This is a genomic window from Desertibacillus haloalkaliphilus (assembly GCF_019039105.1).
In the GTDB taxonomy this organism is placed as follows: domain Bacteria; phylum Bacillota; class Bacilli; order Bacillales; family KJ1-10-99; genus Desertibacillus; species Desertibacillus haloalkaliphilus.
The window spans coordinates 180,055-203,267 of record NZ_JAHPIV010000007.1; the positions used below are offsets into that span (position 1 = coordinate 180,055).

Consider the following 23,213-nt stretch of genomic DNA (forward strand, 5'->3'; position numbering starts at 1 on the left):
ATTTATGGCATATAATTGACCCCTTCAGTATAACGGTTCGACGCATTCCATAATAGAAATTCATCAATTCCATTTTCATTTAAAGCCCGGATTTGCGCTTCAACTTCTGCTTTCCCGTATGGCTTATAGTTACCCGAACCTAACCAACTGGCGGTGAAATCTTGAATCCATGGTCTTGAAATCGGGCGTTCCTCTAACGAGTCCAACACATCATTTTCAACTTTTGCATATGCGGATACAAGTTCGTATGGGTGTAGATCTGGCTTATCAATCCCAAAATAAGATGTCCAATGACTCGGATAGATCATTGATGAAATGACATCGACTTCACTAGAAATCTTTGCAAAGTTCTGACCAATGCCTGGCGCCTCTTGAATTGTCGCTGCATAGCCGAATATATCCACAGAAACATCGACATCATAACCTGAAAGCCGGCCTCTGGCATAAGCAACAAAATCTGCGACTGCACTGACTCTTTTTTGGACATTGTCCTCCTCACCCTCATATTCACCAACCTGATACGTTAACTCTTCATCACGCCGTTCAAACCCTTCAGGAAAACGGACATAATCGAATTGAATTTCCTTAAATCCAAGCTTTGCTGCTTTTTCAGCGATGTCTACATTGTAATCCCATACCTCTTTTAAAAACGGATTGACAAATGCCTCTCCTCTACCATTTTTCCAAACTTCCCCTGTGTTTGTCCTAAATGACAGTTCGGGTTTCTTTTCAGCTAATACACTGTCTTTAAATACTACCACTCGCGCGATTGGATAAATTCCCTTCTCTTCTAGGGTCTTCAGGAGCTGCTCAGGGTCATTAATAAAATTCTTTGCAATATCAACGTATGGCGAATCCGGATCGGGCTTATAGGTTAAGTAACCATCATCATCTTTAATGTCAATGACCATCGCATTCAACTCAGTTGAATCGACCAAATGAAGGAGATCTTCAAAGCGAGAACCACCAGCAGTGTGACCTGTCAGGTAAATTCCACGTACAGAATCTGGATACTCAAAATCTAGACCTGAATCATACACAAAGCGCGGAATTCGATCCGGCAAGGCGAGCGGCTTCCCGTCATTTAATTTCTCCGCATGAAACATAATCGACTGTTCCTCTTGGGCTGCCACAGCTGTAGTCACAACCAGCATCATAAAAAACGCTGATATTACCGCCAGCAACATTCCAAGGTATGGTAACCCTTTTCCACCTGCGCTTGCTCGTTTCCCCTTGACTCTAAATTGTTCACTACGTCTCCACATATCCCTCACGCCTTTACTTTTTAATACATACCTATGCACTAATCCTCATCTTTAACATCAGGATCTTCCGGTAAAGGTTCCATTTGCTCCTCTTTAAGTTCCATTAATTTCTTTTCAATTTGCTCTTTATGCCACTCAAACTGTGCCTTATTTATTAAATATTGTTTGCCATCAAAGACTGCATTAACATTGCCAATTTGAATCTGTTCAAGTAAATATTCTGGATGTACACCTAGATATTCCGCTAATTCTACAATTGTCACATACATAGACATAACCCCCTAGAAAAGTATAACTTGCCTCTCAATAAATACCAATACTAATTGTAAAGTTTTATCGAAAAAATAGTGACTCTGTCGCTTGTTGCCTCTTATCTATGTGAACGAACACAAAATTCCAAGCTTCGGCGTCACTTGTAAACCTTCTTCACCACTGGTTCACCTTTGTTACCATTCTTGGGATGGCTCCCCCTCAATCCTACTTCTTCCACTTCTTACTTCCCGGACCGCCCCTTTTTACTGTGTGCACTCCGCTATTTTTCCTGACAAACCAAAAAAAGCCGCGAGACTTGTGTCCCCGGCCCCTCCTAATTATAATGGCAAAACATAAAATAAGATCATAAAGAAGTGAAAAATACTTCCAGCTAATACAAACAGGTGCCATACCGCATGATGAAATGGAAACTTCCTCCATACGTAAAAAATCGTTCCTACTGTATAACAAAGCCCGCCTGCAAATAATAATGCAACACCAGCTGGAGGTAAGGTTTGAATGATAGGCTTTATTGCAAAAACAGCTAGCCAGCCCATTCCGATATAAAAAAGCGTAGATAAGACGAGGAAACGCTTGACAAAAAAGATCTTAAAAATCACACCTGCTGTTGCCAAGCCCCAAACAATACCGAACAGTGTCCAACCAAGTGTCCCTTGAACAACAATGAATAAAATCGGCGTATAGGAACCTGCAATGAATAAATAAATCGAGGCATGGTCCATGATCTCAAAGATGTCTTTGACCTTCCCTTTCGGCATGCTGTGAACAAGCGTAGATGACATATAAAGAAGCAACATCGTTACCCCATAAACTGTAAAACTAACCACGTGTATAACCGTTCCATGAATCGAAGCAAACGAAACTAAAATTGCTAATGCTGCCACACTTAAAAGTGCACCAATCCCATGCGTAATTGCATTAGCAATTTCTTCACCCTTCGTAAATGTATGTGTATTTGCCATGATAAACTCCTTTTCCCTAATAGCGTTCCTTTTATTATAGCAAAGGTACAACCTAATTGATACAATTCAACTAAAATCAACGATTAAAAGTTGCATTCAATATTATAATTCTATATAATAGAAAAAATACACTTTTAGAGGATAGATAAATAAAATGCCTATAGGAGGGATTAGGATGAGAAATGTTACACTAACTCAATTGTTCCAACACCCGATTGCTCAAAAGTATGTCAAACGATCTGGTCTTGCGCATGCCATAGCAGCGGCTTACCATGCCCTACACCTCTCCAAAACACATCAAGTCGATCCTGATTTGGCTACGAAAGCTGCTTTCCTCCATGATATCGGTCACTATACATGGTATCGCAATGGAAAGTGGGATTTCGAATTATATAAAGAAAATGATATTCATGCGATTAAAGGCGCTGAACGTGCTCATAAATTATTAATTCGTCTAGGCGAAGAACCTCAAGATGCAAAACAGATTGCACTTGCCGTTCTACTTCATACAGACTCTTATTTACCAGAAGGGAACTTGCAATTGAATCCGTTACAAACTGTTGTTGCTCTAGCTGATGAAGCCGATGAGGAACCAAATGGAAACCATCATTATCGTCAAATTTCCGATGAGAAAGCTCTTAAACAAATCAAACAATTAGACCGACTCATCGACGAAACATTAGCACAACGCCCTTTAAAAAAGAGTGTGTAAAAATGAAGTGGACGATTTAAACTCCACTTCATTTTTTTATTGACGAAACCCCGCCCACATGATAAATTCAATATAAGTGTTCAAAAGGAAGACAAATAGGATCGAAAAGTTCGAGGTGGAGTAGCTAAGAGCAGTGGATTAATGTTTTAACACTCGGGCAGCGTACGAGCAAACAATCGAAGAAGCCTGACAGCCATTGTTACCGAACTTTTTGAACATCTTATCAAAAAATTAAATAAGCCCAATAAAAAGGGGAGTAGCGACCTATCTAGGTCAATGAGTCGTCAACGCAGTGATTAATCACTCGGTTCATTGAGCTTTGTGGTTAAGGTTGAATAATATACCAACATCAAAGTACGCAAGACCTTTTTATGAGAGTTTATACTAACGTATAGATGAACTTTCATAAAAGGGTCTTTTTCTTGTTCACAAAAGGAGGTAAAACATCAATGGTTTTTTTTCTATTTGCACTTGCTGCAGCAATCACCGTATTCGCTGCGATTAAATTATCAACCTATGCCGATGTCATAAGTGAAAAAACTGCCCTAGGTGGCATGTTAATTGGAACCATCTTACTTGCAGGAGCGACAAGTTTACCTGAAGTAACGACGAGCATTACAGCTGTAGTAATCGGTTCACCAGACCTAGCTGTCGGAAACGTCCTAGGTAGCAACATGTTTAATTTATTGATCATTGCAAGCTTTGACTTATATTTCCGTAAGCAACAAATTTTCACTCATGCCGCCAAGGAAAATTATTATACAGCAGGTATAGGGCTAATATTGGCCCTTACAACGGTGATGGCATTACTTGTTCGTACGGAATATACGTTTTTAGGTATTGGATTAGATACATTCACATTATTATTTATCTATACAAGCGGAATGCTTATTCTCACCTTAATGTCGAAAAGGAATCCTTCACTACCTGCGAACGAACCTGGTCATGATTATCATCATACCGCAGCGATTTCTTTAAAACGAGCGACCTATGGATTTATTATTGCTTCGATCATCATTCTAGGTTCAGGGACGCTTTTAACTTTTACAGGTGATGAAATTGCAATCATTACAGGACTTGGGGCAACATTTGTGGGTAGCTTTCTTATTGCTTTATCAACGTCCTTACCCGAAGCGGTTGCTGTTCTAGTCGCTTGCCAATTGCGGAATTACAATTTAGCGATCGGATCTATATTAGGGAGTAACCTATTTAATTTTTTGATATTAGCTGGTACCGATGCGATCTATCAGCAAGGGTCATTGTTAAGCATCTCATCTGACCTACATATCATAACTGCATCAGCGGTTACGATTCTTTCAATCATCATGGTATATTCGCTGCTACGCAAAAAAGCTCGTTCACCGCTTGCTTATGCGTTCCCGTCAACCATTTTAATTATCGTTTATTTTATTTCTACCTACCTCATATATAGTTATTAAGGTAATAAAAAGACAGTGGAAGTGCCCACTGTCTTTTTGATTCTGCTATTCTTAATCATGAATTTCAATCCCTGTTTCCTCAATTAATATTTTTTGGTTAACGATGCCGTTGAAGCGCTTTTCGATCACCCCATTTTCGTCAATGACAACCGTTGTTGGGATACCAATGATTTGATAATCATTCATAACCTCCCCATCGGTATCAAGTACAACTTCAAAACCAACATCAAAATGCTCAAGAAAGTAGCTTACATCCTCTTGATTCCGTTCTTGCTTGGTCATATTGACACCAAGTAAGGCCACTTCATCTTGATTTAAATGGTTAGCGAGCGAAACAAGCTCCGGCATTTCTTGTTGACATGGTCCACACCATGTGGCAAAAAAGTTTACGATCACTGTTTTACCCTTAAACTGATCAAGACTTACGACCTCACCGTCTTGATTCTGCAATTGAAAGTTTTTCGCTTGATCACCTTCAAAGACGCCAACACTTGTCGAAGCTGCAATCGCTTGGTCTAGCTCTTTTAAGACGGTTTCTGACTGTTCATAAAGCAGTCCAATTGAAAAAAACATAAAGAAAAATACCATAAAAAAGAAATGCTTCCGACTCACCATCCATACTCCTCTTTTCTTTTACAGAATCTAAAAGACCTTGTTATAATAATACGTATGTCCAAAAAGAAAAAATCATGAATAACGAAACCAAAAAGAAATGAGGATGTCTAATGGTAAAATCACAACTCCTACTCATCATCTCCTCACTAATTCTCTCCATTTACCTCATTTGGTCTTATCAACAAAATAACGTCAATGATACGATTCTAGGTATACTATTAGTGATAAATACGATTCTTTTCGTGAACTATATTTGGAAAAGAAAAAAACAATAAGAAAATGCCGCCACAAATGACCTCAGTGAGCGGCTTGCTCTTGTTGTTCAAACAACAACAAAATCTCATCAACAATTTGATTGGCTGCGTTCGGTCTTTTGAGTACCCTCGCTTTCTTTTTCATCTTTTCATTTTGTCTACGGTGATATAACACGCTCTCAATGGTGGTGGAAAGACCCTCGTAATCATTCACATGGACTGCTGCACCATTTTCTGTCAAAAACTTGGCGTTATGCTCTTCGTGACCAGGAACCGGTTGGAAAATAACGATAGGCGTCTCGCAAGCAAGAGATTCAGCCATCGTCAAACCGCCTGCTTTTGAAAGAACAGCATCACTTGCTTTTAGATAAAGCAAAAATTGGTCCGTAAACTCTACTGCTTTCACATCATGTTTACTTTTTTGTTTGAGCAATTGTTGCTTAGCTTCCATATTGTGACCCGTCATACAAACGATTTGTATTGGCTCGCGCAATGTCTCGAGAGCTCGAATCACTTGCGGATAATTTGTTAAACCGATTCCCCCGCCGGCAATAAGCAAAATTTTTTTGTTATGATCTAAATGCAAATCATAACGCGCCTTCCATTTTGTTTTCTCTAAACACGGGTGTGTCACAAACGGAATACCTGTTGAGAAAAAACGCTCAGCCGGAACATTGTAGAGGCTGGCAAACTCATTTGTATCTGCGGACGCGGTGAAATAACCGTCAATTTCCTCACGCACATAGGCTGGGTGTAGCACAAAATCAGTAATCACTGTATACAATGGCAGATTTAGGCCTTTTTTTTGCTTCATTTTTGCTAAAAATGCCGTAACAAATGGATGTGTTGATATCATAAAATTACAGCGATGCTCAAGTAACATCGTATAGATCCGTTCCGAAAAAAATGAGCCGAAGCGATCAAGGGCTAAAAATAGCGGATGATCTTCAGCGTAAAAATAGATCTTACGCCATAAAACCGGACTTAACTTCAACATCTGCAAATAACTTGTCAACATAAATTTATGAAGTTTAGGGCTAATCGCATGAAATGTATCAATAAAGTTGGGTTCATACCCCTTTTTCGTAAAAGCATAGTGAAGAGCTTTTGCCGCTTGATTGTGTCCGTGTCCAATCGAAGCGGAAAAAATATATGGTTGACGTTTCATCTCCATTTCCTCTCTTTCATGATGCAAATCATCAAGAAGTGCGGTTTGAAACAGATCTTATTAAGAAATAGTGTTAGAAGCGACGTCTATAAACATACACCAAAATCATAATTGGTTAGAACTTCAAGCAAAAAACAAATGCCATTAGCCTTTACGGTTTACTATGTCGATTGATTCAGATAAGATATTTACAAGGATAACAAACGAAAGGAAGAGAAAAATGAAAACAGTATTTTCTGGTATACAGCCTAGCGGAACATTAACACTTGGAAATTATTTAGGAGCAATGAAACATTTTGTAGAACTACAAAACAATCACAACTGTTACTTCTGTATTGTCGACCAACATGCCATTACAGTACCCCAAGATCGACTGAAACTTCGCGAGAATATTCGCAGCCTTGCTGCCCTGTATTTAGCGGTGGGGATTGATCCCGAAAAGTCTACATTATTTATTCAATCAGAAGTACCTGCGCATGCACAGCTCGGCTGGATGATGCAATGTGTATCTTATATCGGCGAGCTTGAACGTATGACACAATTCAAAGATAAATCAGCAGGTAAAGAAGCAGTTAATGCCTCCCTTCTTACATACCCACCATTAATGGCAGCCGATATCTTACTTTACCAAACAGACCTTGTTCCTGTAGGTGAGGATCAGAAGCAACACCTAGAGCTAACTCGTGATTTAGCAGAACGTTTTAATAAGAAATATAACGACATCTTCACAATACCTGAAGTCAGTATTCCGAAAGTCGGCGCAAGAATTATGTCATTAAATGATCCGAGCAAAAAAATGAGTAAGTCAAATCCAAATCCAAAAAGCTACATATCTATGCTTGATGACGAAAAAACAATGATCAAAAAAATTAAAAGTGCTGTTACCGATTCTGCTAACACCGTCGCTTTTAATCGTGAAGAAAAACCAGCAATCTCTAACTTACTGTCAATCTACTCATTATGTTCGGGTAAATCGATTTCTGACATTGAAGACCTGTATAAAGATAAAGGATATGGCGACTTTAAAGGTGATTTAGCCAACGTTGTCGTCGAAGCTCTTCGACCGATCCAACAGCGTTACAACGAACTAATCAATTCAAGTGAATTGGATGACATTCTCGATCATGGTGCAGAAAAAGCAAATAGAACCGCAATGAAGACTCTTGAAAAAGCAGAACGTGCGATGGGCCTCGGCCGTAAACGACGAAAATAAAGATATAATAAACGGATATAAAAGAAACAGTCGCCTTGGTTGTCATGGCGACTGTTTCTTTATTTACCCCAAAAATTTAAACTGTCAAAAAAGGCTTCGTATCGTCCTTGATCTGCTCCTATTCAAAACCTTTAGGCTCCTCGTTCCAACTTCTCCTACTTCAGTGAATTCACTATAATACTCAATCCTAAAGGCGGTGCGAGTAAGTATTCTGACCTTACTATATAAAAAAGAAATAGCCTTTGGACAGGTTGTCCAATGCTATTTCTCTACTTACCGTTTAACTTAATAACCTTTTTGCTTTTTCCAAACTGATCCTACGAACACACTTAGACCAATTGTTCCAACGAACAATACAATGGCCAATGCTTGCATGACTCCATATGCGAAACCATCCATCGAAAAACCCTCCCCCTTCTATCTATATGCCTCTTTATTATAGGAAATATTACATTTGAAGTAAATAACAATAGGAAAAGGTTTTAAAAGTGATCAAAAGTTTCTAATCACTTGACACTTTCACCGTGTTCAATCTCCCACAACTTCTCAAAAAATGGCTGGCCTTTTACAATGGCTTCGCACAAATGATAATGGTTGCTTGTCCAACCGTCTTTTATTTCATGATAAAGAGATTGCCACGCTTCCTCCATATCCATCATTTGAATGTCTAAATAATGATGTGGGCTCCATTCTGTATACCAATAACGGATCTCCGCTGCATTCTTACTTGAATACAATTGATCCAACGCCATGAATAGCAGTTGCTTGAGTTGACGTTCCTTTCTCGTCAACCCTTTCATCAAGTCTGGGTGTGGGGAAAGAATATGGTACTCTTTCTTTTCAACTGATGATTCAACATCATAAGGAGTAAAGCCCTCATTCTCTAATAGTTCAAACACAATTTGTTCCTGTCTTGGTGTTAACCTACTCTTTCGGATGGGTGTCTTATACCCTAACGTATCAACCGCAATAATTCCTTCTCCATTAGTCGCAATGAAACAGTAATCCAACTCAATCCTTGACATATTCTTCCTTAAGTAACTCTTTCGATACACATCATTTAGTAACTGCTCCGGTAAATCACAAATATTATTTTCAATGTAATCATACAAAGCATCTGTTACTTTTACGACAGCGGCTTGATCTAACACCTCAATGCGATCTTCACTTCTCCATTCATGAAATTCACAGACATTGTAGCCGTTTTCTTCACCCTCAAACCAATTGATCCATACATCCCGAATGTGGACCATAATTAGCCCCCCTTACTTTGAATGTTTGTATCATCAGTATAGTCAGAGGGAAACCAGTTTATTCCACAACTACTATATTCATGGTAATAAATTTTTATGAAGATTTTTTTTAATCTTTTGAAGGATAATAAATACTTAATGTAATTAACAGCAAACCCGCTAGTAATATGTAAAGCTCGATGCGCTTGATCATAAATTGCAAAAAAGAAATAAAATCATAGCCTGCAGCAAGATAATTTAAGTAAGCAATACAGCTTACTCCTCCGGCAACAGCCAGTCCAAATCCGATAAGCAATAAAAAAAATCGAAAAATCAATGCTTGTCCATCCTTACATTCAGCCACCATTTAGTATTACATCTCATTGCCCTTTACACATCCCTCAAAAATAGTCGTGTGAATTAGATTCGCTCTAATAAAAAAAATCCCTGCCTTATAAAGGCACGAATCCTAGCGTTTTCGGGGTTTTTCTATTTGTTCTACCGGTTGTGCTAAGAACTTCGATCGTTGCAAAATTTCCTCTGAAGATAAGCGCAGTAATATTGTTGTTTGATCACCTCGATGGCGTTCTAACAGTGATTTCACAATTTTATAACCAATGCAATAACCGATCCATTTCGGTAAGTGAACACTTCCATTTCCATATAAAAATGGCTGGTGGTTTTCATGCCCTTTAAGTTGAAGATTTGGTAAAAAAACTCGTTCCCAAAATGTTTCTACTTCCTGGTCGTTATAACGTTTAACCCATGGAGCAAGTGCACCTTCTCCAAAGCGTTCGCCAACCGCAGCTTCAGCTAGCCCTTCCACTAAAAGAGAATCAAGTAGGGAAAGCTCTGTCGCTGATTTATTGAGATAAGATAACCGACAAACATGATGATATTCATGTGTGAGTAACTGACAGACCTCACCCTTACTAACTTCAGGGGATAAAAATAAAAAAATCTTATCCCGAAAACCAATCCCCATTTTCCCCCCTAATTCATTCATAATCATCGTGTTCCTCATTTCAACTGGAAAAATAAAAATCGATGCTTTTGGCCCCCTCCAGTTGGAACGCAACCATTTATATTCTTCTTGAACGTACTGCCAACATTTTTTTTCTTCTAGATGAGCAACCACTTCCTTTATATTTCCTCCATGATCTGGATGAAATAGTCCTTGGTTTAATAGGTATTCATGAAGATCCATGAATTGAGTTGTCTGAAACGCTTTTGCAAGTCGCTCAATAATCACTTCTTTTTGAATCATTAATTCACGCTCAAAAATCCCTTTCTTTTGACATCGCTCAGCAAATTCACGGACCCAATTATTTGTTGCAATGACTCCCAAACCATGACCCCCTCATCTGTATTGCTGTATTAGCGTATGCATAACAAAATTGATTGGTCCTGAACCATACTATTTTTTGCAATTTTCATTATATTAACTACAATAGAAGTAATACAATTAGGGGGGATTTTTAAATGAGTACACAACGAGAAAAACAACTGCAACAATTCTACGAACATATGGTGCAGCTTGAAGAGCTTGTCGCTACATTAAATGATGAAGCAAGACATTTAGGTAATGAAATGACATTTACGACGTTGCGCCTGTATAAAGAGCAAAATGATCAACTTGACGACATTAAAGCCTATTTTGATGAAGTAAACATGGACCCAGAAAAAAACACAACCGAAGAAATTCTTACGGTTGCGTTAAAACAATTTCATGAATTTATCACTTCACTTAAATCCGATCGTTAACGTTCTTCACTCGCCGTTAGCGAAAGCAAGTAATCGATCAAAGCCTCTTGATCTTCCTCAGAAAACCCAGTTGTCTCATCAACCCAATACGTGTGACCGACACCTTTGATATGAACATCTTGTAGGTCGCTTGAGGCTTTGTTCGCGGCAATGACCCTTTCACGCAAGCTTTGGTCAATCATCGCTCGCAAGCTATTTCTTGGATCTGGCTCAATTCCTTTGTTCAATGTTCCAGGAATCCCTACATCTGTTTTTATGTTAGGTCCAACTGCTACACCACCATCATGCAAATAAGGCGCAGTATAAGCAAGACCAATTAACCCTTTTACTTTATAACCACCATCTGACCCATCATGCGCATACGCCAAATTGATTTGTTCATCATCGAGATGCTCTGTTGGCACTTTTAAAATGTTCGCATCATCAGGCACAGGAACCGGTGTATTTGGTGCATAGTAATATGAGTTATCAAATATTTCTTGTGTATCCTTAAATGCTTTTGCTCTTGACCCTTCTGTTTGGATTTCCTCTACTGGAATGACGCGATGGTTTGTGAGCGTCTCACCGGCATGACATGTACCACATCCGGCTTCATTAAATACCTTACGACCGCGTGCTTTTGTTTCCTCGGTAATCGACTCTTCTTCATACCTCGGCGGAACAAGTGTATTTTGATAAGCGGACATCGCATTAATTTGTTCGCCAACGTTAAACCCACGGGAACTAACGACCGTGCCATTTGGTGATATCATCGAAACATTGGGAAACTGAGGTGGTTTAACCATTTCATTAACACCTGGAACTTCAGGTGATTCATCAACCGTGGCAAGAAACTTTGATGGTTTCTCACCATCATCCGGGTTATAACGGTATTTTTTTCGCGGTGCATTTTGTAAAATTGTTGCAATATACACTTCTTTATCGATATCAAATAATTCATTGCTCTGCTCGAATTGAGCAAGCGTATCTGAGTTTTGCGCATGAACATTATTATTTAATGCACTTAACCCTTTAAATGGTCCAACTGAGGCAAACCCAGTCCAACCATACGGGTGATCACCAAGGGTAAAAGAGTCTGGAATTTGCATTGGATTACTCTCTAGATCCATCGTCGAATCGAAATTTCCGGATGGCCATTTAACAAGTGTCTCATCCACAGCTTCTTCTAACGCTTTCGCATCAGGTAACGGCTCTTCTTCCCCTTTGGAATTCATCACCGTTCGCTTCGAATCTCGTATGTATTCTTTTAGTGAATCAACATCTGTGTTTGTAAAATAAGCAGCTGAATTGGGTGCCATCGCCATGACAAGTCCAGCATTAAAGTCACGATTTGGTGCACCCTCAATCACTTTCCCAGTATTACGATCTACAGTTGCGTGACACGCAGCACAACTAACACCTGCTTTTATACGACCATCAGCGAACGTAATTGGCATTCCTAATGGGGTTAATGATCCTTTTGGAACATCTAATCCTGTATCGACTTTTTCACCTTTTTTATACGTCTTGCCACCAAGGGTAATGTCCTCGGCTAATTCAACTTGTAAATTGTTCGTATGCCCTCCTCGTAATTCTAAAATCGCTTTTGAGATGTTTGTAACAGTAATTGGTCCGTCTAAAATTCCCATAATATCGGTCAAAAATTCTTCATTATTGAATGTTTCTTTGTAAAACATCTCTCTTCCTAAATCAATAAATTCATCATCTACCCTTATCGCACCATAATCTGGTGACAAAACAGCTTGGCCATCTGCTGTTTTCTTCATTTCCTCCGCCTCATTAGGCTGAATGGTTGTCCCCCATAGGTCGTAAGAATGGAGCTGATTTTCACCAGCAACAGTAGAAACAAATGTCATGCTTTCATTTAACACTTGATCTTCTGAAGGGATAAAAGCATATTTTGGTTCAAGAAAATAAACGCCTGCATAAGCAACAATAAGAACAGCTAGAACAATAAAAAAAATCTTTTTCTTGCTCATTTTGATCCCTCTTTTTTTGTATATTTTGTTCTTACTATGTTGCAAGGTGTGTAAATCTATGCCAGGATTCGGATATAGTTTTTCATTTAAAAGTCTAAGGTAAATGAATTCCTTATTGAATAGATTCAATCATTGTACAAAATACTATTGAATACATACTAAAAACTTCAATAAGGAAAGGAGTTTACAGATGAAATCAATTGTCAAAAACGTCTTTTTGGCTTTAGAAGATTTTTTTATTGCTTCGTTTGAACATGAATATGAGCAAATAATTCAAACGACTGAATCCATCCATAGTGAAGAACACTCTTAAAAAACTGCCCATTACTATGGATGCTCTTGCCTTTACACCATTAGAACTACCCTCCCGTAGTGGGCGAGCACTTAGGGGCTAGCGATCCATAAAAAAGCGCAGTCCATCACAAGAACTACGCATCAAACGACCTGAAGGGCTTCGCTATGAATCGAAACTGTCACTGGCGTATTGCCGATCGTTTCACCATCTCCATGAATAACGATCGGCCTCTCAGACATCACTTCGACATGTTTTCCTCTCAGTGTTGTTACCGCTGGACTACTCGTATGACTACCATTGTATACTTTAGGGAATAAACGGAGTAAATGAAACTTTGAGAGGCTATGAACAATACAAATATCAAAGTAGCCGTCAAAATAACTTGCTTCCGGACAAATTTGCATGCCACCCCCGCAATAAGGAACATTAGCAACCGTTACAAGCCAGACATCGTCATAAACGGTTACCTCGTCGTCAACCCGAACCGTCACTTTACTTGGATGATAAGTTTTTAGTGCTCGAAGCACATTCATACCATAGGAAAGCTTCCCTAACTTCACATAACCAAACCATTTCTTTATGTTAGACTGATTTGTAAGCTCTGCAACTCTCCCGTCAAAACCAATTCCAACCACTGTAAGACAAAATCGCTGATTGACCTGAAGCAAATCAATTTGCTTTCTCTTACCTACTAGAATCCGATCCAAGGCTTGCAGTGGGTCGGATGGGATTTGTAAGGATCGAGCAAAGTCATTACCTGATCCAGCAGGAACCACACCTAACGTAAGCTCAGACCCAATCAAACCATTAACAACTTCATTGATCGTTCCATCGCCACCAATGGCCACCACCATTTGATCGACAGTTTCTCCGCCCTTCAGTTGAGAAAGGATCTCACTTGCATGTTGTGATCGCTCCGAAAAGTACACACGAAAATCAACGTTTTTTTGGATTAAATATTGTTTAATTTTATTCCAACTTCGATTTCCTTTTCCATTACCTGAATAACGGTTAACTATAAAATGATACATCGGTTACCCTCCACTAGTTACTAAGTATCACCATTTTTCCCCAACTTAATTGAAATATTCAAACTGACCGTTGTGAGTTTCGTTATTATATTCAAACCTGCACCTGATGTCATTAAACAATAGAAATGTTTGATGACGAAACCATTTTTGTATAATTTTGGATCCTTTGAATTAAACTAGTAAATATTACAACTAAATTGCATAGTGTTTTTGAAGGAGGTGATGATTTTGAAATCGTTACAATTTGATTACAGTGTTCCACGTTATGTCATTACGAAAGCTCTCGGTCGTTATAAACCCTCTCTTTATTGGGATTCTCGCCTATCTTGCCTACGCCTACGAGACGTACCTGAACCAGTGCTCCCAACACAAGATTGGGTAAAAATCGATGTCAAATATGGTGGGATTTGTGGGAGCGATCTTAATTTAATTTCATTAAATGACAGCCCGGCAACTTCGCCCTATGCCTCTTTCCCCTTTACGATCGGTCATGAAATAGTCGGGAAAGTCGCAGACATTGGGAGAAACATTAGCGGTATAGAAATCGGTAGCCGAGTAGCCATTGACCCAGTCCTGTCATGTCAGGCTAGAGGATTCACAAATCCTTGTCCTGCCTGTCAGCGCGGTGATTTTAGTTTATGTAACCAAAAAACAGATGGTGATATCTCACCTGGATTACTCATAGGCGCCTGTCGTGATACTGGGGGAAGCTGGGGACCTTCACTTGTCGCTCATAAAAGTCAAATCATCCCATTACCGGACGAAGTCGACGATTCAAATGGAGTCCTTGCTGAACCTTTTAGCTGCGCTTTACATGCTGTGTTACGAAATCCACCGAAGGATGATGATACCGTTCTCGTAATCGGGGCAGGGGTGATCGGAATTGGAGTCATTGCTGCCATACGAGCATTAGGGATTCAAGCGCGGATCCTCTCACTCGTCAAACATCCATTTCAAGCGAAGCTAGCCCAACATTACGGTGCGGACCAAACCATTTTCCTGACTCGATCGAAGGATTATATTCATGAAACAGCCGAACATCTCAAAGCAAGAGTGTTTAAACCCATATACGGATACCCTGTCGTTGAAGGTGGCGCTTCGCTCGTTTTCGAATGTGTCGGCCGTAAACAAAGCATGAATGATGCGCTCCGCTTAACTCAAAGTGGGGGTAAGGTCGTATTGTTAGGTTTGGCAAGTATAATGGATGGGATTGACTGGACCTCAGTTTGGCTCAACGAACTTGAAGTGAAAGGTAGTTTCGCATACAGTACGGGCCATTACCAAGGCCGAACGATGAGGACATTGGACATCGCGGTTGAGTTAATGCGCTCCGGGCACGTTGACCTATCACCATTAATTACACACCGTTTTCCAATTGAACAATATAAAGAAGCACTACAAACCGCGACGAAAAAAAGCAACCAAGCGATCAAAGTAGTCTTCGAACATTAATGATTAAGATAAAAAATTCAGCATGGAGGGATCAACATGAAGAACTTTACATTTAGTGGTACAGCAACAACGAGCTCGTTTTCACAATGGTTAGCTAAAGGAATGAAACGAGAATTTATTAACCACGGCTTTGAGTTTTTAGATGAAGCTGTTGATGACATTCGTCTCGTCTTCAACTTTGTTGATAAAGAACATTGTCGTCCATTCCGAAGAAAAGCCCAAGCTACCTTTGTTGTCTCCATACTTGAGTCTAGTGGTGAAGTGTCCAACATCTTCAAAGAAGCTTATCCTTATTTAATTCGTTCGCTATCAAATCACTTAATGTATGTGAATCATTCCAAACATCACTCTGACATTTACTTTTTAACACCAGAACAAGGTTGCTACAAGATTACATACAAATATGGTCAAAACGAAAACGAATTCTTTGCGCATGTATACGAACGATTAGAGCCATTAGCTTTATCTCGTTTAGTGATCGAAAATGATTTCCATTATGATTTACCGAAAAATTTATGGACTGGCGATCAAATCTCAGAGAAATTAAGTGTGTCTGGGAAAAAACTAGACGATCTCAATTTATTACCGGCACCATTTCCAATTAATGAATATTTAAATAAACGTGATATGCGCCACTTAAATAAATTGTATGGGATTGGTGGCTTAAGTTACGGTAATTTAAGTGCTCGCCAAGAAAATGATAACTTCTGGATGAGTGCGAGTGGCATTGATAAATCAAACATGAAAACAATCGGTCAAGACATTCTATATATTAAAGGTTATAATTCAGAGAACAATCATATCGAAGTAAGCGTTCCACCTGAAGTTACACCAAAACGCGCGTCTGTAGACGCGATTGAGCATTGGATGATTTATAAGGAACACCCTGAAGTTGGCTCGATCGTCCATATCCACGCGTGGATGGATGATGTACAAGCCACCGAAATTAATTACCCGTGTGGCACGTTAGAACTTGCAAAAACGGTTGCCCAATTAGTACGTGAAGCAGAAAATCCTGCTCGTACCGTGATTGGCCTCAAAAACCATGGGCTCACCATTACCGGTCCTGACCTAGATGATATCTTTGAAAGAATTGATGGAAAAATTACTCGACAAGTACCAATGAGTTAGACAGAACGTAAACCAGTTGTTATTTCGGTAGCAGCTGGTTTTCTGTCTTTCGTCGATGGATTACAAGAATATTTCACTTCTGTTCATGGAACGATAAAACGCGAGAAGACTATATTAGAATGGAGTGCTAAAAGATGGATAAAATGAATTTTCTGCAAGGCTTTTTACGTTCCCCATTTGAAGTCGGTAGCGTTATTCCTAGTTCAAAGACAATGGTGAAGCGAATCGGCGACTTTGTTCAGCAAGAACAGCCGAAAACAATCGTCGAATTAGGGGCAGGCACTGGCGTATTTACGCAAGAACTTAAAGCATATAGTGACAAACAGGATGCTCACTTACATGTCTTTGAAAAAGATGAAAAGATGCGAACCAACCTAAAACATCAATTCCCACAGCTATCCCTACATGAAGACGCCTTACAACTACCTGACACACTAGAACAACTAGAATTAAACGGTGTTGATTGTATCGTTTGCGGATTACCATTCTCCTTATTTCCAAAGTCAAAAACCGAAGAATTATTCAAACATATCCATGCCAACCTAAACGAAGGTGGTTGCTTTATGATGTACCAATACAGCACACATATGAAGAAGAGGTTAATTGAGTTATTTGATGATGTTTCCATTCACTATGTCTTACTAAATATTCCGCCAGCCTTTGTTTATTTTTGTAAAAAGTACTAACAAGTAGATTTGTACACGATATTTTCTTGAATAAGACAATTAGTTCACGCACACAATACCTACGCACAGCACAATTCCAATAAAAAGGAGCGTGTCTCATCGATTGGCGAAAAAGAAAAAAACAGGCTTAACAATCGTAGCAATTGGGTCGATCCCTTTAATTATGACGCTCGGGAATTCAATGTTGATCCCAATTCTACCGACAATGCAAAGCAGACTAGATTTAACACAATTTCAAGTTAGCTTAACGATTACTGTTTTTTCAATTGCGGCTGCGGTTGCGATACCCATACTAGGCTATTTATCTGACCGCTTTACTCGAAAAGCAATCATACTCCCATCTCTAATCTTATACGGATTAGGTGGTCTTTTAGCTGGGGCTGCTGCTGCATGGTTTACAAATGCGTACCTTTGGATCATCGCTGGACGAACAATGCAAGGCATTGGTGCGGCCGGAACAACCCCAGTTGCAATGGCACTTACAGGCGACTTGTTTAAAGGGGGCGAGCAGAGTAAAGTCCTTGGACTCGTTGAAGCATCGAATGGTTTTGGGAAAGTACTATCACCAATTGTCGGCTCGCTTTTAGCGTTACTCGTTTGGTATGCCCCTTTTTTTGCTTTTCCAATATTTTGTGTCGTTTCAATCTTATTAACGTGGATCTTTGTGAAGGAGAAAACGAAAAAAAAAGAACCACCCCCTGTTGGCAAATATTTAAAAGGGTTGTTCACCGTCTTTAAGCATGAAGGTCGTTGGTTGATGACAGCCTACTTAGCAGGGGCGACCTGCTTATTCACATTATTTGGAATCCTATTTTACTTATCAGATGTGCTAGAAACCCAGTACGATATTGATGGTGTACTAAAAGGATGTATCCTAGCCATCCCATTATTAATCATGATGATTACATCCTATATTACCGGTAGCAAAATCGGCAAAAACCATAAATTAATGAAAAAGTTGATCGTACTTGGATTATTTTTAATGACAGCATCATTTGCAACCCTTGTCTTATTTACAAAAATCGTTCCATTTATCGCCGTTTTAGCTGTTAGTAGTATAGGAACCGGTTTAGTCCTCCCTTGCTTAAACAGTTTTATTACCGGATCAGTAGGTAAAGCAAGACGGGGATTTGTCACAGCGTTATACGGATCTGTCCGTTTTTTAGGTGTGGCAGCTGGACCGCCCATTTTTGGCTTACTCATGGGATGGTCGCGTACAGGAATGTTTTTATCAACTGCTGGCTTAACTTTGATTGTTGCGATTTTATGTATGCTGTTAATCCAAGTCAAGGAAAAGTCTGAAGACGAAGATGGAGAAACATTATTTACGAAAATACAATTAAATACCGAATAGAAAGAAAAGGAGGGACAATTGTTGCAAATCTATTTTTCCCCAGAACTCATTAAACAAGACGCCCAAGTATTAAATGTCGTTGATCAACATAGCAAAGCTGTCGGTTACATTGCTTTTTTACTTGAAGAAAAGAAAATGTACGTCTATGGCCAGTTAGAGCATGAAGGTGTGGAAGAAGATTTTAAAGACTTAGTTAAACCATATGTTCAAGGTCTCTCGAAGTTAAAAGAAGATCTTGAAGTCTATTCTTACCTATCCGTTGGTGGTAAAAAAGTAGAACTCGGAGATACGGAGGACAAGAAGTAGGAGAAGGAAACATACAACTGCTTACACAACTATGACAAGTGTAACATCTATGTCTATGCAGAATCTTGAGTGTTCAATGATAATCATTTCTTTAAAAATAAAAATGACACATCGACGATATTAGGCGCATATCCTAGTTTCGAATGGGAATTCGGAGGTGAGGATGTGGAAGGCATTTTACAACTCCTTGAATGGCATCACCTCTTGATGTTAGTGATAGGAGTTTTGCTTGGTATTATCGTCGGTGCCCTGCCTGGACTTACCCCTACAATGGGAGTCGCATTATGTATCCCGTTTACGTTTTCATTACCAGCGACTGATGGGTTGATATTACTAGGTGGGATTTTTTGTGGAAGTGTATTTGGTGGTTCCATTCCCTCGATTTTATTTAATGTTCCTGGAGCACCAGCCTCGGTCGCAACCACCTTTGATGGCTATCCAATGGCACAACAAGGCAAGGCGAGGAAAGCGCTTGAATTAGCAACGATTTCATCAGCTACAGGTGGATTAGTTGGCATGCTTCTCCTATTATTTTTTGCTCCGATACTTACAGCCTTTTCACTTCAGTTCGGACCTGCGCAAACCCTTTGGATTGCCATTTTTGGAATCGCTGTTATTGCTGCCATTTCCGAGGGTTCTATCACGAAAAACTTTATTGGTGGCGGCATCGGAATCCTTCTAGCGATGATTGGCATTAGTACATTTACTGGGACAGCTAGATTTACCTTTGGCTCAGACGCTTTAATTGGCGGGCTTCACATTGTTGCCGTTCTCATTGGCTTGTTTGCCTTCCCGCAAGCCCTTCGCTTAATTGAAGACCTAACTAGCCGCTTGCGCGCAAACCATACGATGAAAACAGATTCAAAATCAACGATCAGGCAATCGTTTAAAGATGTGTTCCGACGTCCAAAAGCGGTATCAATTGGAAGTGGCGTCGGTGCTTTTATCGGGATGATTCCTGGGGCTGGGGGCAATATAGCCAGCATTTTAGCGTACAACGAGGCAAAACGTTTTTCTAAAAATAAACAGTCGTTTGGTAAGGGGAATAAAGAAGGCGTCATTGCATCTGAAAGTGCAAACAATGCCCTTGTCGGGGGTTCGCTTGTTCCCCTACTTACACTAGGGATACCAGGCTCGCCAACAGCAGCGATTTTTCTTGGAGGCTTACTTATTCATGGGATCTGGCCGGGTAGTCACTTATTTGTTGAAAATGCCTCTGTCGCCTATGTCTTTCTCTATAGTATGATTGCAGCTCAGCTCGCCTTGCTGGTCTTAGGATTGGCATCTATTCGCTTCGTATCAAAGCTTGCACATATCCCCGCCTACTTCATGGCACCTGTAATTTTATCATTCTGTATTATCGGAGCATTTACAACACAAAATAGTTTATTTGATGTCTACACTGTAGTAATCGTCGGCATGGCCATGTACTTTCTCCATAAATTTAATTTTTCAGCAGCACCAATTGCACTTGGGTTTATCCTTGGTCCAATTGCTGAGGAAGGATTACTGCAAGGCCTTCAAATTGGCAGTGCGAGCGGTTCGATGTGGGCATTCTTTTTTGGGGGCTGGTGGAACATCATTCTCATTGGATTTGTCGTATTAACGATCGCCCTCTCGATTAAACAACAACTTAAACAACGTAAACAAAGACGAAAAACCCATAAAGGGTCACTACACTTAAAACATTTTGTCTCGTTTCATGCGTCACTCGTTCTGTTTCCTTTGGTTTTAACACTTGCTGGCTTTTATTATGTTTTGCAACTCCCATTTGAACAGCGACTTTTGCCACAAATCACTCTGCTAGCAATGATTATGTTACTAGCCATCGAATACGGGAAAGCGGTTTTAACCCCATCAAAATTTGAAGCAAAATTAATAAACGTACCATCACTTTTATTTATCAGTTGGATCTGCCTCATTAGTTTATCAACAAACATTCTTGGGTTTTACATGCAAGTGATCTTGCTGATGATCTCTGTACCACTATATGTGTATATTCAAAAAAAAGATGGGTGTGCCAACCTCTCTAAAATTGTCATCGTCGCTACTCTTTTTACCGCTGCGATGTATCTCGTCTTTACAACCTTTATTCGGGCCCCACTTCCAATCTACCCGTTTTTTATTGATTACTTTCTTTAAACATGAAAATAGGGTTGAGCTTTGTGCCCAATCCTATTTTCTAGTTCGTATCAAAACAGATACCTCTCTAGTATTGGCTACTCAATATCAATTGAATTTAGTAATTCTTGATATTGTTCGGTTCGAGTCTCAAATTCAGCAATCGTTTCTTCCCGGTCCATGATCAATAAATCAACACCCGCTTGTTCCATCTCTGCAAGGAAACCTTCGTCTTGAAGTAATTCCATAAATCCATCTTCGAGGTATTGAATAATTGATTCCGGTGTCCCTTGACGTGCAGCGATTCCACGGTCCGTACTCATGACCACTTCCGAAAATCCAAGCTCAGCAAACGTTGGCACATCAGGGATAAACTCATGTCGTTCTTCGGTTGCAACCGCAAGTATACGTACGTCTTCACCTAAGCGATACATATCAGAAAGATTACCAGAGACCACATCTGTATGACCACCGAGTAATGACGCAATCGCATCTGCTGCACCTTGGAATGGGATATCCTCTAATTCCACACCTGCTGCATCTTCAAAGAGTAAAATGGCTAAATGCTGTCCAACAAATTGCCCTGCATTACCGATTGTAATCTCACCAGGTGATGCTTTTGCTTTTTCAACGAAACCTTCAAGATCTGTAATGGAACTATCACTTCGTACAGCAAATACCGTTGGATCCCACCCCCAATTGACAATCGGTTCAAATGTATCGATTTCAAACGAGGTTTGCCCAACTAACGGTTGTGTAATAATGTGTGGCAAATTATACGCAGACAGTACGTATCCATCGGGATTAACGTTTGAAAAATGATTCCAGCCGACTTGACCTCCTCCCCCCGGTCGATTCACAATCACTAACTCTTCTCCCAAATACTCTTGGGCATACTTGCCGACAATTCTAGCCTGTGTATCGGTTGCTGCACCAGGTGAAAAGGCAACGACTAGCTCAATTGACTTTTCCGGATAACGATCGGTTGACTCACGTTCGTCTGACGAGCACCCTACAACGACAAGGAGCATCACAAATAGCAATGAAAGCATACTAGCACGTATGATGTTCACATTTGTTCCACCTTTCCTAAGTGATCACCATAATAATATGCTGCGTTGATCGACGATATAGGTTATCCAAACAAAAACTTTAAAAATGCCTTATTTTATGTAAGATGGTTTAAAGTTATGCTTACTTTCTAGTTCGTCGAGTGACAGCAACTGAAATTGGCAAATCAAGCTTAACACGGCAAATTCCATCGACAACTCTCGTTGATATCAATTGACATATCACCGCTTGGATAACAATTTCCCACGCAATCATCGATGCTGTTAATAGGAAAATGGCTCCGTTCATAAAAAATAATGGTTTCCCCGGTGGTCCACCCCGATACGTTGAATAAACGAGCGCCAACACACCCATTCCCCCATTTGACACACCAATTCTCAGTAACAAGCCAACCCCTATCCCTAATAAAATCGCACCAGTCAACAAATCAATCCAAACAAATCCCCCTATTTCTGGCAGGTGTGTATTGTATAAATTAATGGATACCGATGTCACCGTAATGGCATACATCGTGCCAATTGCACTCATATTCCCTAACCACTTAACCGCTACTATTAATAATGAAAAGTTCACTAGCCATAACGCAAATCCAATCGGAAGTTGAAACCAGTAGTTTAGTAAGACAGCAAGTCCACCTGAGCCTCCCGATGGAATCGCATGTGGAAAGAGAAATATCGCCATTGCTAGCCCTTGAATGGCCCCTCCTAATGTTATGATCAAATAATAGTTAATCGTTTCAATTTTCATCGTTTGAAACTTCCCCTCTTCGCCTTGTCTATCGTTCGAGCTAGTCCGCTAATCTATTGTATGAACGGCTAGTCTACCTTTATGACCTTACTTTTTCTCCTTATCGATCAAAGCACTACCACAACCTTAAGGACGTGTGGAAA

23 protein-coding genes are annotated in these 23,213 nt (G+C 39.8%); 11 read left to right on the plus strand and 12 right to left on the minus strand.

What is annotated here, in order from left to right; all coding sequences use genetic code 11:
* Positions 1-2 precede the first annotated feature (2 nt).
* The 3 genes from KH400_RS09895 to trhA all read right to left on the minus strand — a co-directional run bounded on the left by KH400_RS09895 (position 3) and on the right by trhA (position 2,500).
* Entirely contained in the window at positions 3-1,157 is a 1,155-nt protein-coding gene (locus tag KH400_RS09895) for a putative glycoside hydrolase (RefSeq protein WP_246589493.1), read from the minus strand.
* Positions 1,158-1,303: 146 nt separating this feature from the next.
* Entirely contained in the window at positions 1,304-1,534 is a 231-nt protein-coding gene (locus KH400_RS09900; RefSeq protein ID WP_217224310.1) for an excisionase family DNA-binding protein, read from the minus strand.
* Between the two features lie 321 nt (positions 1,535-1,855).
* Positions 1,856-2,500 (minus strand): PAQR family membrane homeostasis protein TrhA, encoded by a 645-nt coding sequence (gene trhA / locus KH400_RS09905; protein WP_217224311.1) that lies wholly within the window; start codon positions 2,498-2,500, stop codon positions 1,856-1,858.
* 175 nt (positions 2,501-2,675) lie between these two features.
* Here trhA and KH400_RS09910 point away from each other — a divergent pair, with 175 nt between their 5' ends.
* Both KH400_RS09910 and KH400_RS09915 read left to right on the plus strand, forming a co-directional pair.
* Positions 2,676-3,212, plus strand: coding sequence for an HD domain-containing protein (locus KH400_RS09910; protein ID WP_217224312.1), 537 nt, complete (start codon positions 2,676-2,678; stop codon positions 3,210-3,212).
* A gap of 449 nt (positions 3,213-3,661) precedes the next feature.
* A complete protein-coding gene (locus KH400_RS09915; protein WP_217224313.1) occupies positions 3,662-4,651 on the plus strand; it encodes a sodium:calcium antiporter in 990 nt (329 codons plus the stop codon).
* 51 nt (positions 4,652-4,702) lie between these two features.
* Here the strand turns inward: KH400_RS09915 and KH400_RS09920 are convergent, their stop codons facing one another.
* Both KH400_RS09920 and KH400_RS09925 read right to left on the minus strand, forming a co-directional pair.
* The gene (locus KH400_RS09920; protein WP_217224315.1) at positions 4,703-5,266 is read right to left on the minus strand and encodes a TlpA disulfide reductase family protein; all 564 of its coding nucleotides are present in this window, start codon (positions 5,264-5,266) and stop codon (positions 4,703-4,705) included.
* Positions 5,267-5,563: 297 nt separating this feature from the next.
* Positions 5,564-6,688 carry an MGDG synthase family glycosyltransferase gene (locus KH400_RS09925; RefSeq protein ID WP_217224317.1) on the minus strand — a complete coding sequence of 375 codons (1,125 nt, stop codon included), beginning with the start codon at positions 6,686-6,688 and terminating at the stop codon, positions 5,564-5,566.
* A 220-nt stretch (positions 6,689-6,908) separates the two neighbouring features.
* Between KH400_RS09925 and trpS the strand changes: the two genes are divergently transcribed.
* Positions 6,909-7,901, plus strand: a complete 993-nt coding sequence (trpS, locus tag KH400_RS09930; protein ID WP_217224318.1) for a tryptophan--tRNA ligase — start codon at positions 6,909-6,911, stop codon at positions 7,899-7,901.
* A 506-nt stretch (positions 7,902-8,407) separates the two neighbouring features.
* Here trpS and KH400_RS09935 read toward each other — a convergent pair.
* From KH400_RS09935 to KH400_RS09945, 3 genes are all read right to left on the minus strand, one after another.
* Entirely contained in the window at positions 8,408-9,154 is a 747-nt protein-coding gene (locus KH400_RS09935; protein ID WP_217224319.1) for a YjbA family protein, read from the minus strand.
* Between the two features lie 109 nt (positions 9,155-9,263).
* Positions 9,264-9,470, minus strand: coding sequence for a YuzI family membrane protein (locus KH400_RS09940; RefSeq protein WP_217224320.1), 207 nt, complete (start codon positions 9,468-9,470; stop codon positions 9,264-9,266).
* Between the two features lie 132 nt (positions 9,471-9,602).
* Complete coding sequence (locus KH400_RS09945; RefSeq protein WP_217224321.1) at positions 9,603-10,481, minus strand: DUF2268 domain-containing putative Zn-dependent protease; 879 nt, start codon at positions 10,479-10,481, stop codon at positions 9,603-9,605.
* Positions 10,482-10,615: 134 nt separating this feature from the next.
* Here KH400_RS09945 and KH400_RS09950 point away from each other — a divergent pair, with 134 nt between their 5' ends.
* Positions 10,616-10,897, plus strand: a complete 282-nt coding sequence (locus KH400_RS09950; RefSeq protein WP_217224322.1) for a hypothetical protein — start codon at positions 10,616-10,618, stop codon at positions 10,895-10,897.
* Here KH400_RS09950 and KH400_RS09955 read toward each other — a convergent pair.
* Positions 10,894-12,876, minus strand: coding sequence for an electron transport protein (locus KH400_RS09955; RefSeq protein WP_217224324.1), 1,983 nt, complete (start codon positions 12,874-12,876; stop codon positions 10,894-10,896). The two genes, KH400_RS09950 and KH400_RS09955, sit on opposite strands and share 4 nt — an antisense overlap.
* A 190-nt stretch (positions 12,877-13,066) precedes the next feature.
* On the opposite strand from KH400_RS09955, the gene KH400_RS25285 reads away from it, so the two are divergent.
* On the plus strand, positions 13,067-13,189 hold the full coding sequence (locus KH400_RS25285) for a hypothetical protein (protein ID WP_281418680.1): 123 nt from the start codon (positions 13,067-13,069) through the stop codon (positions 13,187-13,189).
* 122 nt (positions 13,190-13,311) lie between these two features.
* Here the strand turns inward: KH400_RS25285 and KH400_RS09960 are convergent, their stop codons facing one another.
* Positions 13,312-14,202, minus strand: coding sequence for a diacylglycerol/lipid kinase family protein (locus KH400_RS09960; RefSeq protein ID WP_217224325.1), 891 nt, complete (start codon positions 14,200-14,202; stop codon positions 13,312-13,314).
* Positions 14,203-14,430: 228 nt separating this feature from the next.
* Between KH400_RS09960 and KH400_RS09965 the strand changes: the two genes are divergently transcribed.
* The 6 genes from KH400_RS09965 (at position 14,431) to KH400_RS09990 (ending at position 21,273) form a co-directional block, all read left to right on the plus strand.
* Positions 14,431-15,654: a zinc-dependent alcohol dehydrogenase gene (locus KH400_RS09965; RefSeq protein ID WP_217224326.1), complete on the plus strand. Its 1,224-nt coding sequence runs from the start codon at positions 14,431-14,433 to the stop codon at positions 15,652-15,654.
* Positions 15,655-15,690: 36 nt separating this feature from the next.
* Entirely contained in the window at positions 15,691-16,785 is a 1,095-nt protein-coding gene (locus KH400_RS09970) for a class II aldolase/adducin family protein (RefSeq protein WP_217224327.1), read from the plus strand.
* A 134-nt stretch (positions 16,786-16,919) separates the two neighbouring features.
* On the plus strand, positions 16,920-17,471 hold the full coding sequence (locus tag KH400_RS09975; protein ID WP_217224328.1) for a class I SAM-dependent methyltransferase: 552 nt from the start codon (positions 16,920-16,922) through the stop codon (positions 17,469-17,471).
* A gap of 163 nt (positions 17,472-17,634) precedes the next feature.
* The gene (locus tag KH400_RS09980) at positions 17,635-18,825 is read left to right on the plus strand and encodes an MFS transporter (protein ID WP_217224373.1); all 1,191 of its coding nucleotides are present in this window, start codon (positions 17,635-17,637) and stop codon (positions 18,823-18,825) included.
* Positions 18,826-18,846: 21 nt separating this feature from the next.
* The gene (locus tag KH400_RS09985) at positions 18,847-19,131 is read left to right on the plus strand and encodes a hypothetical protein (RefSeq protein WP_217224329.1); all 285 of its coding nucleotides are present in this window, start codon (positions 18,847-18,849) and stop codon (positions 19,129-19,131) included.
* Positions 19,132-19,296: 165 nt separating this feature from the next.
* A complete protein-coding gene (locus tag KH400_RS09990; protein WP_217224330.1) occupies positions 19,297-21,273 on the plus strand; it encodes a tripartite tricarboxylate transporter permease in 1,977 nt (658 codons plus the stop codon).
* Positions 21,274-21,350: 77 nt separating this feature from the next.
* Here the strand turns inward: KH400_RS09990 and KH400_RS09995 are convergent, their stop codons facing one another.
* Both KH400_RS09995 and KH400_RS10000 read right to left on the minus strand, forming a co-directional pair.
* Positions 21,351-22,325, minus strand: a complete 975-nt coding sequence (locus tag KH400_RS09995) for a tripartite tricarboxylate transporter substrate binding protein (protein WP_217224332.1) — start codon at positions 22,323-22,325, stop codon at positions 21,351-21,353.
* A gap of 121 nt (positions 22,326-22,446) precedes the next feature.
* Entirely contained in the window at positions 22,447-23,070 is a 624-nt protein-coding gene (locus tag KH400_RS10000) for a YitT family protein (RefSeq protein WP_217224334.1), read from the minus strand.
* Between the last annotated feature and the right edge of the window lie 143 nt (positions 23,071-23,213).